Annotated in this window: 8 protein-coding genes and 1 tRNA gene; 4 read left to right on the top strand and 5 right to left on the bottom strand. The window is 62.6% G+C overall.

The features are described 5' to 3' along the window. Positions 1 to 94: 94 nt before the first annotated feature. The 3 genes from L981_RS06675 to L981_RS06665 form a co-directional block, all read right to left on the bottom strand. Positions 95 to 934: an SDR family oxidoreductase gene (locus L981_RS06675; protein WP_052201632.1), complete on the bottom strand. Its 840-nt coding sequence runs from the start codon at positions 932 to 934 to the stop codon at positions 95 to 97. 84 nt (positions 935 to 1,018) lie between these two features. After that, positions 1,019 to 2,434: an aminotransferase class I/II-fold pyridoxal phosphate-dependent enzyme gene (locus tag L981_RS06670; protein ID WP_043613128.1), complete on the bottom strand. Its 1,416-nt coding sequence runs from the start codon at positions 2,432 to 2,434 to the stop codon at positions 1,019 to 1,021. Beyond that, entirely contained in the window at positions 2,431 to 9,942 is a 7,512-nt protein-coding gene (locus tag L981_RS06665) for a type I polyketide synthase (protein ID WP_043613127.1), read from the bottom strand. Before L981_RS06665 ends, L981_RS06670 begins: the two co-directional genes overlap by 4 nt. A gap of 408 nt (positions 9,943 to 10,350) precedes the next feature. Between L981_RS06665 and L981_RS06660 the strand changes: the two genes are divergently transcribed. The 3 genes from L981_RS06660 (at position 10,351) to pncB (ending at position 13,667) form a co-directional block, all read left to right on the top strand. After that, positions 10,351 to 11,538 (top strand): polysaccharide biosynthesis/export family protein, encoded by a 1,188-nt coding sequence (locus L981_RS06660; protein WP_043613126.1) that lies wholly within the window; start codon positions 10,351 to 10,353, stop codon positions 11,536 to 11,538. A 179-nt stretch (positions 11,539 to 11,717) separates the two neighbouring features. Continuing rightward, complete coding sequence (gene pncA / locus L981_RS06655; RefSeq protein WP_043613202.1) at positions 11,718 to 12,317, top strand: bifunctional nicotinamidase/pyrazinamidase; 600 nt, start codon at positions 11,718 to 11,720, stop codon at positions 12,315 to 12,317. Positions 12,318 to 12,362: 45 nt separating this feature from the next. Continuing rightward, positions 12,363 to 13,667: a nicotinate phosphoribosyltransferase gene (gene pncB / locus L981_RS06650; protein ID WP_043613125.1), complete on the top strand. Its 1,305-nt coding sequence runs from the start codon at positions 12,363 to 12,365 to the stop codon at positions 13,665 to 13,667. A 341-nt stretch (positions 13,668 to 14,008) separates the two neighbouring features. Here pncB and L981_RS06645 read toward each other — a convergent pair whose 3' ends face one another. Further along, a complete protein-coding gene (locus L981_RS06645) occupies positions 14,009 to 14,725 on the bottom strand; it encodes a DNA helicase (protein ID WP_043613123.1) in 717 nt (238 codons plus the stop codon). Between the two features lie 325 nt (positions 14,726 to 15,050). After that, positions 15,051 to 15,125: transfer RNA gene (locus L981_RS06640), tRNA-Thr, on the bottom strand. Positions 15,126 to 15,276: 151 nt separating this feature from the next. On the opposite strand from L981_RS06640, the gene L981_RS06635 reads away from it, so the two are divergent. Beyond that, entirely contained in the window at positions 15,277 to 15,528 is a 252-nt protein-coding gene (locus L981_RS06635; RefSeq protein ID WP_210335871.1) for a hypothetical protein, read from the top strand. The last annotated feature ends 23 nt before the right edge of the window (positions 15,529 to 15,551 follow it).

The raw sequence follows: 15,551 nt of genomic DNA, 5'->3' as shown, positions 1-15,551 counted from the left end.
GAAACCTTCATGTCTTCATGCCGGCCGATGCCGCTTTATGCGGCACAGCGTCCGCCCGACACTTAGATCTTATCGATGCTAGGTACAAGCACCGTCAGGTCCGGTGCTCGGACACTCCACGATTATGCGTCGCCGTGTTGCCGCACCGCACAATCGCCCGGTCGAACCACCAGTTGAGCAAGGGACGAATGGTGGGAGCGAAGCGGCCAAGGAGAAACAATGTCGTGCCGAAATAGACTTCGAACCGGCCGCGGTCGGTCCCCTTGGCGATCCGCCTGGCCACCGCTTCAACTGGCCAGGGCCTGACCGTGCCCATGATCGTGGCGGCTTCCGGCGGTCGGGCCGCGAGCTCGCGCTGAAACTGCGGCGTTTCCGTATCCGGCGGAAAGCAGACGGAGACGCTGACGCCGTGCGGACGAGCTTCCGAACGCAGAGCCTGGGCAAAGCCGTGCACGGCGAACTTGGAGGCGCAGTAGGCCGAATAGCCGTAGATGCCGAGCAGCCCCGCGCCGGACGAGATCATCATGATCCGGCCGCGCCGGCGCCGCTTCATGCTGTCGTAGACAGCGCGGACCGCATGCACCGTGCCGGAGAAATTGGTGTCCATCTGCTGCCGGAACGAGGCGCTGTCGAGTTCCTCGAACCGGCCGGGTTCGACGATGCCGGCGGATGCGACCAGGATGTCGCAGGGGCCGAAAGCCTGTTCGCACCGCCGGATCGCCGCTTCGACATCGCTTTCCACCGCGACGTCGGCGGCCTCGATCCGGATACTGTCGGCGTTCGCCCCGCTGGACGCGACAAGTTTCGCTTGGGCGTCTTCCAGGAGGCCACGGGAGCGGGCGATCAACGAGAGGCGCGCCCCGCGCGCCGCGTAGATCGATGCGACCGCAAATCCGATACCGCTCGAGCCACCGGTAATGATCACATGCGTCATGCTGGTATTCCGCTCCAGAGTTCGGAAGAGTGCGAAGCGGCTCTGCTTCGGCAACCACATGACCCGGCAGCACACGCGGTCAGGTCAGCGCGCCGAGAGCGCTTTCATCATCTGGTCGATGTCGATGCCGCCGAGGCCGAAGTTGCGTGCGGTAAGGTCGGCCAGACGCTCGGCCGTCAGCGTTACCGTGCGGCGGATCTGCTCTTCCGTGTGGTCGCTGGTGATGAAGAAGCGCAGCCGCGCCAGCCCTTCCGGAACTGCCGGGTGGATGATCGGCAGCGCATTGACGCCTTCGGCAAGCAGGTCGTTCGACAGCTGGACTGCACGCAAGGAATCGCCAACCAGAACCGGAACGACGGAAAATCCACTCGAGAGGCCCGTGTCCAGCCCCGCTTCCTTGGCAAGCTTGAGGAAGAGGGCGCCGTTGCGGCGCAGCGCCGCCGTGCGTGTCGGCTCCCGTTCCAGAACTTCCAGGCTCGCGGTAGCCGCAGCCGCCAGCACCGGCGCAAGGCCGACGCTGTAGACGAAGCCGCCGGCCGAGGCCTTCAGCACTTCGACCAACGCTTCGCTGCCGGCGATATAGCCGCCGCAGCTCGACGTGGTTTTCGACAGCGTCCCCATCCAGATATCGATCTCGCGCGGATCGACGCCGAAATGTTCCGCAAGCCCGCGGCCGGTCTTGCCGAGAACGCCGAGCGAATGGGCTTCGTCGACCATCAACCAGAAACCATATTCGGCCCTAAGCTTCAGAAGCGCCGGCAGGTCGGCGACATCGCCGTCCATCGAGTAGATGCCCTCGACGATGACCATGATGCGGCGATAGTCGCCGGCAACGGTGCGCAGCACGTGTTCGAGGTCGGCGACGTCATTGTGCTTGAACAGGCGTCGTGTCGCGCCCGAGAGCTTGACACCGGCAAGGGCGCTGTTGTGGATGAACTCGTCGTGGACGACGAGGTCCTTCGGCCCCATCAGGCAGCTGATCGCCGCCACATTGGTGAGATAACCGCTGACAAAGCAGACCGCAGCATCGACGCCGTAGAAGCTGGCGATCTTTTCTTCGAGCGCCACATGCACCGGGCGCTCGCCGGCGACGAGGCGGCTCGCCGAGGCGGAGATGCCGAAGGTGCCGATGGTGTCGCGTGCCCGCGCAAGCACCTCCGCATGGCGGTTGAGGCCAAGGTAGTCATAGGAGGCGAAGTTGATCAGCTTCCGGCCGTCGATGACGGTGGTCGCGCCCGCCGCCGTCTGGTGCGCACGATAGAACGGATTGGCGATGCCGAGCTGCTCGCTTGCGAACTTCTGCGTCATCACCTGCTTGTATTCCGGCAGGTCTTCGAAACGGGCCTGCTGCCGGCGTGCCGGCGGCGGCATCTCCCGCTCCGAACGCGCCATGCGGTTGCGCTCGGAGGATTGATGCGTGTTTCTCATCCGGTCCAGCAGGTTCTCTTTGAGGCTGCTGGTCATCTTGGATGCGCCTGGACCGTTTCCGTTCGTGCTCATTGGCCTTGTGCTTTTTCCTTCGCCGTTCCGACGTGCCGTTGCGCAAGTTCGCTGACGATCTTGTCGTCGGCGGGTTCGGCATCGTCGCTCTGGTCGCGCTTGCTCACCTTTTCATAGAGCTTGCGCGCGACATCGCCAACCGTCGTGTTGTCGGCGACGCCGCTGAGCGGCATGTCGAAGCCGGTGTTCTGCTGGAAGCTCATGCCGAGTTCGACGGCCATGAGGCTGTCGAGGCCGATTTCCTTCAGAACCTTGCTGCGGGTGACCGTATCCTTCGATACGCGCAGGATTGCGGCGATCTCGCCGGCGACGAGATCGAAGAGAATGTCCTCGGCTTCCTGCGGCGACTTGCCCTCGATCATCGCGACGAGGTCCATCTTGGTGCCTTCGCCGCCCGTCGCATGCTGGTCGGCACTGCGCAGGATGACTTCGAAGAGGGCGTTCTTGGCGACAGGCAGATTGCGTGCCGCCGACCAGTCGATCTCCGAGATCATCACGGTTGCCGCATCGACGGTGCCCGGATCGAAGGCCAGGTGGCTTTCGACCATGTCGAGCGCCGTCTGCGCCTTCAGCGCCGTCTTGCCGATACGCTTGGCGAGGATGTCGTTCACGTCCGTGTTCTGGACCAGGTAGCCCCTGTCCGCGATCGCGCCGAAGCCGACGGCGAGACCCGCAAGGCCGCGGGCGCGACGGGCGCGGGCGAGACCTTCGAGATAGCCGTTGGCCGCGACGTAATTCGCCTGTCCGGGGTTGCCGACGAGGGTCGTCGCTGACGAGAACAGGATGAAGTTGTCGAGCTTGTCGCCGCTGGTCAGTTGATCGAGAACCGCGGCACCCTTGGCCTTGGTATCGATGACCGGCCGGTTGCGCTCGCGGTTGAGGTTGCTGATCAGCGCGTCGTCGAGCACCATCGCGGCGTGGACGATCGAACGCAGCGGTGCCACGGCGCGCAGCGTCTTGAGCAGGCGCTCCGTCGCTGCCGGATCGGTGACGTCGCAGGCATGAACCGTGGCGGCAACGCCGGCCTTCGCCCAGAGCTCGATCATCGCCGTCGTCTCGGCATCCGCCTGGCCACGGCGCGAGCAGAGCGCGACCTTCGTCGCACCCTTTTCGACGAGCCAGTTGGCGGCAGCGAGGCCGAAGCCGCCGATGCCACCGACGACGAGATGCATGCCGTTCGGATCGACCTTCATGCCGCCATGCGGACGCTTGGCGACACGATGCGTGCCGGCGACCGGAGGAAGCACGACGATCTTGCCGATATGCCCGGCATTCTGCATCAGCCGGAAGGCGTTGCCGATCTCGTCGAAGTCGAAGGCGCGATAGGGAAGCGGCGTCAGCTTGCCGTCTTCGAACAGCGCGCCGATCTCGGTGAAGATCCGCTTGGTCAGCTTCGGCTGATTGACCAGCAACTGGTCGGCGTCGATGCCGAAATAGCTGACATTGCGGCGGAACGGCCGAAGGCCGATCTTGCTGTCGGCGTAATAGTCGCGCTTGCCAAGCTCAAGGAAGCGGCCGAACGGCTTCACCAGCGCCAGGCTCTGCTCCATGGCCTCGGCGAACAGCGAGTTGAGCACGAGATCGACGCCTTCGCCGTCCGTTACGGCGCGAACGTCGTTGACGAAGTCGAGTGAACGGGAATCGAAGACGTGATCGGCGCCCAGCATCGACAGGAAGCGACGCTTCTCGCGCGATCCTGCCGTGGCGATGACCTTGGCACCCTTCAGCTTTGCGACCTGCAGAGCGGCAAGACCGACGCCGCCGGCGGCGCCATGGATGAGGATCGTCTCGTCAGGCTGGATCCGTCCAAGCTCGACCATCGCGTAATAGGCGGTCAGGAATGCGACCGGGACCGTCGCTGCGGCGACCGGGCTGACCGATTGCGGCAACCTGGCGACGCCGGCGCGCGAAACGACCGCGTGGGTCGAGAAGGCGGAGGACGCAATCGCCATGACGGCATCGCCGACGGCGAGGTCATCGACGCCGGCGCCGACCGCGACCACATGGCCGGAAAGCTCCATGCCGATCGTCGCGCCTGCGAAGCCGTCTTCGAGCGCTTCTTCCGGCAGAAGGCCCATCGCCCACATCACGTCGCGGAAGTTGAGGCCGGTGGCCGCGACCGCGACGACGACGTCACCCGGGCCTGCCGAGGGAATGTCGCTTTCTTCCCAGACGATGCTGCCGACCTGGGAGCTGACGCGCTGGCGGATGGTTGCAGCATTGAAGGCAGCTGTTGCTGCGTGCGCATTGTCGACTGGCCCAGGCACGGCGCGGATCTCCGAAAGCGCAGCGCCAGCGTCACCTTCGAGCAGCCATTCGCGGTTTGCTCCCGCGGCGCCAAGCAGCGGCAATGCCGCAGCCATCTGGGCAGCCGTCGCCGGCGAACCGTCGATGTCGAGCGAGTGGACGTCGAGGAACTCGTATTCGTTCTGAAGCACGCGGGCGAAGGCCCAGAGGCCGGCATTGACGCCGTCGCTTGCGACCGCTGCGCCGACCGTCCGGCTGGCGATCGGTGCGCCGCCAGGCGCAACAAGCACCAGACGGGGCCGCTTGTCCTCCGCTGGCTCTGCACCGCCGATATGCTGGCGCAACGCTTCGGCAAACGCCCCGAGCGCGAGGATCTGCGTTTGCAGAGAGGCGGAATCGTCGGTACGCGACGCGGCCGTCGGCAAGGCGAGGAAGACTGCCCGAAGCGGTTGGGCCCCCAACGCCTCGAAGGCTGGCAGGAGCGCGGCCTTGTCCGCAGTCGCATCGCCGGTCAGGCTGACGCGAACGGCTGGCTCAGACGGTCCGCGCTGTTCGTGCCCAGCGATCTCCAGCAACAGGTAGGGGCTGGACGCCGGTACCGCCACGTCTGGGGCAGCAGCAGCTGTGCCACGCGCTTCGAGCAGGATGACGTTGCCGCTTGCACATTCGCGGTCGGCAATGTCGATGTCGCGCAGGTCAAGATCGTCGAGGCATTTCTGCCAGTGCGGCGCAGCCGCGAGGTTGCCGATCGGAAACTCCGCCGTCTGGCTGCGAGCGAACCAACCCTCGGACAGGCCAAGCGCGAAGTCGTTGAACAACGACGGCGCGCTGACCGCGGCGATGATGCCACCGGTAGGACGCAGTGCGGTACGCAACGCCGTGCGAACCGTCACATCGTCCTCGATCAGGCCGTAGAACCCATCGGAGGCGCTGACGGCAAGATCGAAGGCCGCAAACGTCGCGAGTTCGCCTTTCTTGAGGATGTGTACATGGGCGTCGTTTTCGAAGGAGAGTTCAAGGCCGCGCTGGGCGTTGTCGCGCGCTTCGAACACGGTGAGGCTTGCACCATGCTTTTCGGCAAGCGTCGCCAGGCGTCGGGTGAAACCGGCGGATACGCTGCCGAGCTCGACGATGCGCAGACGCGCTCCGGCGGGCTGCGTCGAGAGCGCTGTTTCGAGTGCTTCCAGCACGAAGGCCATGCGCTGACGGCTTGCCTCCGAGTGAACCGCCTGATGGTCGATGGTAGCGTCGCTGATGAAGTTCGAGCCCGAGGCCGCTTCGTCGCCCGCATGCAGGGCGTCGATGCGGGCAAGCGCTTCCGCGTAGGCATTGTTGATCAGCACGGCTTCGACGGCGCGGTCAGGCCGTTCGCCGTAGAGTTCGCTCAGAATTTCAGACACGCTCGGCAGGTTGAATTCCTGCGCGACGGTCCAGATACCATCCTTGTGCTCACAAAGCCCGGCATCTTCGAGCACGTAGAGGCAACTCGTCAGGAAACACTGGAACGCGAAATCGCCGGGCAGGCTGCCGCCCTGGATCGTTGAACGACCCTTGCCGAGCTTGAGGGCGATCTCCTGGCAGGCGCGGTAGATCGCGGCATTGAAGAGCAGCGTCGCGTTGTCGATGCCAGCCTCGCCGGCGGCCGGCATGGCGATCGAGACCGGTGCCAGGCTGTTGTGCAGAAGGCCCGGCAGGGCGGCTTCCGATTGTACTGCCTCGTAGTGGAAGGACAGCGCGTCGAGCGTCTTGTGCTTGCGCAGATAGGTGCGGCGGAAACGGCAATCCTCGAAATGCGCGATCGGTTCGCCCGACTGGCCGAAGAAGTGGAACTTCGCCTTGATCGAGTTGGCGCTGACACGTTCGATTTCGATCATGGCGCGCGCGATCGGCAGGCCGCCGTTGACGACACGGACCGAACCGAAACGGACCGGGATATAGGGTGCGCCGCTCTTGTCGCCGGTGAAACGGTCGAAGAGGGCCACCAGTCCGTGGAAGGTCGCATCGACCGAAATCGGGTTCAACGCATAGCTGACAAGCGGGTGTCCGGTGGCTTCGGCCGTCTTCAGTTCTACATCGACCAGGCGATCGCCGTAGGCAACTGCTTTCGCGAGCAGCTGGAAGCGGGGACCGTAGTCTAGGCCGAACTGCCGTGCCGTTTCATAGGCGCGGCCCGGTGCCACCGTTGCCGTCTTGGCGAGGCCCGCAAGCGACGGATAGGCGCGATCCCCGGCCGGCAGCGGCTTGCGGCAGCGGGCAACCGCATGTACGGCCCAGTCGTCTTCCGACAGCCGTTCGCGCGAACGGATCTCAAGGTCGCCGGTCTCTGGCGACAGGACGGTCGACAGCTCCATGATTTTCGTGTCGCTGAGTTCCAGCGGCCGGACGATTTCCAGATTGGTGATCTCGACTTCGTCGCTGCCATAGAACTGCTGTGCCGCAGCGACGGCGATCTCGATGAAGCCGCTGCCCGGCAAGATCGCCTTGCCGTCCACCACGTGTTCGGCAAGGTCCGGGAAGAGATGGGCGTCGATATGGTTCTTCCAGCTGCCGCTGTTCGGATCGCTGCGCCAGCCGGTCAGGCGGTAAGGTCTGGCAATCCGGCCGAAGAGGTCGGTGGCATCGGTCGTCGCCGCCGGGCGAAGCTCGACGGGCTCGAACGGCAGACTTGGCAGGGCGATCGATGCATTGCGCTTGCCGAAGACCCGGGTCGTGTCGACCACGGCGCCATGCGCAACGGCACGCGCCATCGCGGCCGAAATCGGATCCTGGCCGCTTTCGGCGACGTCCCTGAGCAGCGTCGGCACCACCATGCCGGGGGCGGCTGCCTGCTTGATCGTCTCCTTGACGTAGGACGACAGGATTGGGCGCGGCGAGATTTCGATGAACAGGCGGCAGCCCATTTCGATCGCGGCTTCTGCGGCCGCCTGGAAGCGGACCGGCTCGCGAACGTTCTTCCACCAGTATTCCGGATCGAGCTGCGTGCCTTCGAGTGCGGCACCCGTCACCGTCGAGAGATAGGCGAGTTCGGTGCGGCGCGGCGCGATATCGGGGATGTCCGAGAGGAAGGCATCCTTCGCCCGGTCGATGATCGGGTGGTGGAACGGATAGTTGATGTCGAGGATCTGGACCGGGATCTTCGCCTTGCGGGCGGCATCGCGGAAGGCCGAGATCTGTTCGGCCGGGCCCGAGATCGTCACGGAGTTATGGGCGTTGACCGCAGCAACGCAGAGTTCGTCAAGGCCGCGAGCCTCGGCGAAAGCGCGAGCAGCCTCTTCACCGAGCATGACGGCAGCCATCGTGCCATGGCCAGCAAGCAGGTCCTGGTGCAGCGAGCGCTTGGCAACGATCGAAACGGCATCGACGAGCGACAGCGCGCCGGCGGCATAGGCAGCGGCGATTTCACCGACGGAGTGACCGAAGACGGCGACCGGCTTGATGCCCATGGCAACCAGCGAATCCGACAGGGCGGCCTGCACCGCAAAGAGCAGCGGCTGGGCGATCTTCGTGTCGGCAAGCTTCTTGTCGAGATCAGGATCGGTCAGGAGATCGGTGAGCGCGATGTCCGAATGGAACTTGAACAGCGCGCTGACCGAGGTGAAACACTGGCGGAAATGCAGGTTTTCACGGAAGGCTTCCACCCCCATGCCGGCCCATTGCGAGCCGTTGCCGGAGAACACGAACGCGACCTTGGCGTCGCGAGCGACGGCCTCGCCGACCTCGCCGATGTCCGAGCCGGGCTTTTCCAGGTGGCTGGCGATTGCACGGACGATATCTTCAGGCTGGTCGCTGCGTGCGGCAAACCGATGGCGCATATGGGTGCGGTTGGCACCCGATGCGGCGATCATCGCACGGGCTTCACTCTTGGAAGCATGCGCGAAAGCCGTCTTGTAATCCTTGAGAAGGGCTTCCAGGCTCGACTGCGTATGGGCGCTTGCGAGGAACACGTGTCCCGAGGACGACGGGTTAACGGCCTTTTCATCGGCGGCCGGTTCCGGGTCGCTGATAACGACGTGCGCATTGGCGCCGCCGAAACCGAAAGAGTTGATGCCGGCGAGGCGCGCGCGCTTTCCACGCAGAAGCTCGATCGGGTTTGCCGTGACGCGAACGTTCAGGCCGTCGAAATCGATATGCTCGTTCGGCGTATCGAAATGCAGCGACGCCGGCAGGTAATTGTTCTCGAGCGCCATCATGGCCTTCAGCATGCCGAAGAGGCCGGAGGCGGGTTCGGTATGGCCGATGTTCGACTTGATCGAGCCGATCGGCACGGGCGCCCGGCGCTTGGCGCCAATGACCGTTCCGATCGACCAGACTTCTGCCGGATCGCCGACCTTGGTGCCGGTGCCGTGGCCCTCGACGAAGGCCACCTGATTGGCGTCGATGCCGTTGCCTTCGTAGATCGCTCTCAGCAGATTGGCCTGGGCTTCGCGCGACGGCAGCGAAATGCCGTTGGTGCGCCCGGCCGAATTCACGCCCGTCGCGACGATGCGCGCATAGCTGCGGTCTTTTTCGCGGCGTGCGCGATCAGAACGGCGCAGCACGAAGACCACGCCGCCTTCGGCGCGCACGTAGCCGGCGCCGTCATTGTCATAGGCGCGGCAGAGGCCTTCCGGCGACAGCATGCGCGCCTGGGCGAAGCCGACGAAGGGCAGGGGGTGGGCAAGGATGTTGACGCCGCCGACGATCGCCGTGTCGATCTCGCCCGATGTCAGGGCCCGCATCGCCTGGTCGAGTGCGACCAGCGAGGAGGAACAGGCGGTATCGACCGTCATGCTCGGGCCGCTGAGGCCGAAGATATGCGAGATGCGGTTGGACACGATCGACAGCGTGTTGCCGGTCATGAAATAGGGGCCGGCTGCGGCCGGATCCTCGACCGTCAGGTTGGCGTGGTCGAGGCTCGATGCGCCGATATAGACACCGACGTTTTCGCCGTGCAGCGACGTCGACGAGATGTTGGCGTCTTCAAGCGCCCGCCAGGCAAGCTGTAGCAGCACGCGCTGCTGCGGGTCCATATACATGGCCTCGCGCTGCGACATGCCGAAGACGGCCGGGTCGAAATCGTAGAGTTGATCCAGCACGCCGGCCGCGAAGGAATAGGTCTTCCCCTGCGTGCCCATGACGGGATGCCAGAATCGCGCGACGTCCCAGCGATCCGATGGAATGCTGGTGACGGTGCACTTGCCCTGACGTAGAAGTTTGAACAACGCCGAGGGCGATTCTGCTCCAGGGGCGAGGCATGCACGCCCAATAATCTCAACAGCCATGTATGATCGAACGCTCTAAAATGCCGTTAAAGTTGCACCTGCGATTGCGCGGCGGAGGTCGAAATGCAATCGCCAATCGTCATGCTTGTGGGCTATCCCCAGCTATATTCGTTCCGCCTCATTAGTCAGCTTTTAACTTAAAGTCCCTAGCTTTCAACCCCAAAGACTGAAGATATACACGCTGTCAACGCCAGTCCAAGTCGGATTGGGCGACAAACCACGCTCAAGGTATCGAAGGTATGACCAGAAAGACGCGGGCTCAAATAAATTGCCCGTCTTGGTCTTTGGGTGACTTGTTGTGGGACGGCGATTGTGCTTTTCAGAGACCGGCGAAATTCCCTGCCGGGGGATGATGCGGCGCGGAACCATGAGCAAAATCATGGCTGTGCCGAATGTGGAGTGTCGTAGTTGAAACGAGTCAGTGCCCTTCTGCTTTGTTCCGCCCTTGTCGGATGCCAGGCTGTGCCTGGTGAGGGGCCGCTGGCTGGGGCGATCGTCAAGGATGCCGGCCAGTCCGGCGCCGAGATCGGCCGCCAGAATGCAACGGTTTTCGACATCGTCGATGTGGACGGGCGCTCCGCACGTCTCGTTTCCGATTATGTCTCCTCGACGCTCAATCGCCGTTTCGGCGTCGGCGGCGGCGTCGGCCGCGTCGTGATCGGCGTCGGTGACGCCCTCAAGGTTTCGATCTTCGAAGCCGGCAGCGACGGCCTGTTCTCGACGCAGGATTCCAAGCAGACAAGCATCGATCTCGTCGTCCAGCCTGATGGCAAGGCGGCAATACCTTATGTCGGGCCCGTGCGTTTTGCCGGCCTGACGCTGGAGCAGGCGCGCCAGGAAATTCTGGAAGCCTTGAAGCAGAAGGCGGTCGAGCCTGACGTCATCGTCACGAGCATGAGCACCGCGTCGCGCAACGTTACGGTGTCGGGCGCTGTCGGTAAATCGTCCGTGGTGCCGCTCAGCCTCGTCGACGAGACGATCAACGAAGTCATCGCCAAGGCCGGCGGCCCGGTCGCGCAGCCCTATGAAACCTTCGTCACATTGGTGCGCGGCAAGAAGACCGGAACGGTTCTTCTGAAGTCGATCATCGAAAACCCGTCGGAAAATATCCACGTCAAGCCGGGCGACCAGATCTTCGTGACGCGCGATCCGCGCCGCTTCACGATCCTCGGTGCGGTCAAGGCCAACCAGCGCGTCGAATTCGGCGCCAACGACCTGAACCTGCTCGAGGCCATGGGCCTTGCTGGCGGTGGTTCGGACTACACGCTCGACATGAAGGGCTACTTCATCTTCCGTTACGAAGAACCGGATGTGGTCATGAGCCTGCTCGGTCAGCAGCGTTTCAACGAAATGCTGCGCAAGGGCATGAAGACCGACAGCGTCGGTCGCTACCCGATCGTCTACCGCTTCGACATGAGCAAGCCTGACAGCCTGATCGTCGGACAGACCTTCCCGGTCAAGAATCGCGACGTCATCTATGCCTCGCGTCACCCGTCGGTCGATTTCTCGAAGTTCCTCAACTTCGTCGCCCAGCCGGTCGGCATTGCCAATTCCGGCTTCTCGATCGCGGACAACATCAACAGTCTCGGAAACTGATTGTTTTCAATCGCATTTGTTCAAGGGCGCCGGCTATGCCGGCGCCCTTTTTGCTTATCTATCCTCCTGATCCTCGAAGCCTGCGGAACTGGCTTGTCGTCGCTCAAATTCTGTGATTGATCTTGGACTTAAATCGATTTTGGTGATCGATAACCAGTTGATCGGCCAAGAGGTGAATGATGGCGGATAAAGCGTTGATCGTCGTGGATGTGCAGAACGATTTCTGCCCGGGCGGAGCGCTCGGTGTGGCAGGTGGCGACGAGATCGTGCCGATGATCAATGGCCTGATCGATCGCTTCGAGCATGTGGTTCTGACCCAGGACTGGCATCCGGCCGGCCACTCGAGCTTCGCTTCCAGCCATCCTGGTAAAAACCCCTTCGAAATGATCGGCATGCCCTATGGCGCGCAGACGCTCTGGCCGGATCATTGCGTGCAGGGCAGCGCTGGCGCCGAATTCCATCCGGCGCTCGAATGGACCCGCGCCGAGCTTTTGATCCGCAAGGGTTTCCGCCCTCAGATCGACAGCTATTCCGCCTTCTTCGAGAACGACCGCCGGACGCCGACCGGTCTTTCCGGCTATCTCAGGGACCGCGGCATCAAAAAGGTGACGCTCTGCGGGCTCGCGACCGATTTCTGCGTTGCTTTCTCCGCGCTCGACGCGGTGACGCAGGGCTTCTCGACCTCGGTCGTTCTCGACGCCTGTCGGGGCATCGACCTCAATGGCTCTCTTCATGCCATGATCACGCGCATGCGTGACGCCGGCGTTGAGCTGAATTAGCCGGGATGATCTAGCCTCGCCCAAGAGGAAGGAGCAATTTCACCGATGACGAAGACCGATATCGCCAGGCGCGTCTACAATCACGCCTGGAAGCTCGACCCGATCGTGCGCAGCCTGCTGGACACGGATTTCTACAAGCTCCTGATGCTGCAGATGATCTGGCAGCTCTATCCGGATGTCGACGCGACCTTCTCGTTGATCAATCGCACGAAGACGGTGCGGCTTGCCGACGAGATCGACGAGCAGGAACTACGCGAGCAGCTCGATCACGCGCGCGAGCTGCGGTTCTCCAAGAAGGAAATGATCTGGCTTGCCGGTAATACGTTCTATGGCCGCAAGCAGATCTTCTCGCCGGAGTTTCTCGCCTGGCTCGCGAAATTCCGGTTGCCCGATTATGAGCTGAAACGTAGCGACGGCCAGTTCGAGCTGACCTTCCGCGGCCGCTGGGCGGAGACCACCATGTGGGAGATCCCGGCGCTGGCGATCATCAACGAGCTGCGCTCGCGCTCGGCAATGAAGGGCCTCGGCCCGTTTACCCTCGATGTGCTCTATGCCCGCGCCAAGGCAAAGATGTGGTCCAAGGTCGAGCGCCTCAGGCAGTATCCGAACCTCAGGATTTCCGATTTCGGCACGCGCCGCCGCCACAGCTTCCTTTGGCAGCGCTGGTGCGTCGAGGCGCTGAAGGAAGGGATTGGCAGTTCGTTCTCCGGTACCAGCAACGTGTTGCTCGCCATGGACAACGATCTGGAAGCGCTTGGCACCAACGCACACGAATTGCCGATGGTGGCCGCGGCCCTTGCCCGCAACGACAAGGAACTGGCTGCCGCCCCCTACAAGGTACTGCAGGACTGGAACCAACTCTATGGCGGCAATCTCCTGATCGTGCTGCCCGATGCCTTCGGCACAGCGGCGTTCCTGCGTGATGCGCCGAAATGGGTGGCGGACTGGACGGGCTTCAGGCCGGACAGTGCGCCGCCGATCGAGGGCGGTGAAAAGATCCTCACCTGGTGGAAGAAGATGGGCCGGGACCCCCGGGAAAAGCTGCTGATCTTCTCCGACGGTCTCGACGTCGACACGATCATCGAGACGTATCGCCACTTCGAGGGGCGCGTGCGCATGAGCTTCGGCTGGGGCACCAACCTCACCAACGATTTCGCCGGTTGCGCGCCGACAGAAATCAGCGGTCTCAGCCCGATTTCGATCGTCTGCAAGGTCAGCGAAGCCGATGGCCGGCCGGCGGTGAAGCTGTCCGACAATCCGCGCAAGGCGACCGGTGACCCGGCCGAGGTCGAGCGTTACCTCAAGTTCTTCGGCTCACAGGATTTCGTGGAGCAGGCGGTCAAGGTCTGACCGCCAAGTAACGCAAGCAAGTAACGCCAAGTACGAAACAGGTGCAAAAAAAAGAAACCGGCAGAAGCCGGTTTCAAAAGGGGATCAAAGATGTTGCGATTGTCCATCATCGCAATGTCAAATCTGGCAGTGGAATCTTAAGGTCGCGTTAATCTGCCAACCTGCCGTTGCATTTTGCTTCTCTAGAATACGAACATGTAGAGAAGGATGATGACGATGAGCGGCACGCCCATAAGCCAGAGAACGATACCTTTCATTGAGAAGCCTCCGCGTTGCTGCCTTTGAAACGGTAACGCGGCGAAGGCGGATACGTTCCCGATGTCAGCCAGCCAAGCTTCGTATCAATTGATTGATTGGAGCCGTGCCTCCCCCTTACTCAAGAAGCAGGCCTTGTCGAAAAGCCGGAGATCGAGCGGGTTCGGCATACGGATATCGTCCAGGTCCGGAAATCGTCTCGCGGTGGCTTCGAAGGACCGATCGATCTGCGAGATGAAGATGATGATAAGCCCGCGTTGCCGCGCGAATGCCCTCAATTTGCGCACCTGATCGCCAAGCGCGGGGTTTTCGCGCCGCTGATCGAGAAGCTGGAGATAATCCACCACCACAAGCGTGCCTGGCGTCGCCGTCGACAGCCTGTCAACGATATGGTCGGCACTGATCGTGTCGGAGCAATCGATCTCGAATAACGACGCAAACTGGTCGTAGTCGGCCTTGATGGCGGTAAAGCGCCCGATCACGTCCGCGACGGTGTATTCCAGCGTGAAGAAGAAGGCTCTGTGGCCGGCCCTCATCGCCTCAACAGCAAGCGCGAGGCTTCGCAGCGTCTTACCCTGGCCGGGACGCGCGCCGAGGAGAACGAGATCGCCAGGGTCGAGCTGCGAATGCTGGATCGCCGTTTCGATGCCCGCCGCCGCATGTTTGGCAGCAAGCAGGCTCCAATTGCTGTAACCCTCTTGCACCGCGATGCGATCGAGCGCCTCGTGCAAGAAAATGGCTTCGCCGCGGCATAGGCGTTTCGCCTTGCGTTTCAGATGGTAGATCGGCGCAGTCAGTTTCATCGGTAACCTCCTGATGCGAGCAACCTTCGCAATCCCTCCTTATGCGCAATGCTCGAACAGTCGGTTCGATGATGGATGGCCCCGCATGAAATCTGCTTTCCCGATCGGAGGGGGGAGGCGTGGGCGCGCCCGAATCGAAGTGTAGCGCAGAGGACGTACCAGGTGAATGGCTGTCGGTGGACCGAAAAGGGTAAGGCGTGAGCCACTGAGCCGTCATGGGTGACGCGGGCAAATGTTCGGATGAGGCGGCTTGCAGATGGCAACCGACGGAACATTGCGAAGCGCTTCGCACGCGAATAACCGATTGTATCTCTTGAGAGAAAACTGGTGCTGCTAGAGAGATTTGAACTCTCGGCCTCTCCCTTACCAAGGGAGTGCTCTACCCCTGAGCTATAGCAGCATCTGGCGGCCGGTTCGTGTGTCAGCCGCATCAAGCGAGGGGGCTATTGCCATAGCTGAGCCGGGAGTGCAAGCAGGTTTTCGAAGTTTTTCGTGAAGAGCTGTGAGAAAAGTCGCTGGCGCTTCCGAAGACCCTGGTTTTGCGCTATGGCATGGGCATGCAAACAGACGACGAAGAAAGCGGCAAGGCCGTGTCTACGCCTGACGAGCGGCAGGCGGACGGCAAGGTGCGCCAGAAAAAGATAAAGGATACGACCGAGGCGGACCTGAAAAAGGCGCGTCTTGCCAGGAACTTGCGCGACAACCTCATGCGCCGCAAGCAGCAGATGCGGGCGCGCCGATCCGGCGCTGCTGATGAAGTCAGCGGTCTTCCTGCCGCAAAAACGGACGAATCCCAAGATTAGTACGGGCAGGAAGCGGTATCCGC

This window comes from Ensifer sp. ZNC0028, assembly GCF_000799055.1.
GTDB lineage: Bacteria > Pseudomonadota > Alphaproteobacteria > Rhizobiales > Rhizobiaceae > Ensifer.
The sequence above is the reverse complement of the archived record's forward strand: the minus strand, read 5'-3'. Positions and strand labels throughout refer to the sequence as shown.

What these genes read in the sequence shown, in the direction of transcription:
- L981_RS06675 (WP_052201632.1), bottom strand. Translation starts at nt 934, where the DNA reads ATGACGCATGTGATCATTACCGGTGGCTCGAGCGGTATCGGATTTGCG.
- L981_RS06670 (WP_043613128.1), bottom strand. Translation starts at nt 2,434, where the DNA reads ATGAGCACGAACGGAAACGGTCCAGGCGCATCCAAGATGACCAGCAGC.
- L981_RS06665 (WP_043613127.1), bottom strand. Translation starts at nt 9,942, where the DNA reads ATGGCTGTTGAGATTATTGGGCGTGCATGCCTCGCCCCTGGAGCAGAA.
- pncA (WP_043613202.1), top strand. Translation starts at nt 11,718, where the DNA reads ATGGCGGATAAAGCGTTGATCGTCGTGGATGTGCAGAACGATTTCTGC.
- pncB (WP_043613125.1), top strand. Translation starts at nt 12,363, where the DNA reads ATGACGAAGACCGATATCGCCAGGCGCGTCTACAATCACGCCTGGAAG.
- L981_RS06645 (WP_043613123.1), bottom strand. Translation starts at nt 14,725, where the DNA reads ATGAAACTGACTGCGCCGATCTACCATCTGAAACGCAAGGCGAAACGC.
- L981_RS06635 (WP_210335871.1), top strand. Translation starts at nt 15,277, where the DNA reads ATGGGCATGCAAACAGACGACGAAGAAAGCGGCAAGGCCGTGTCTACG.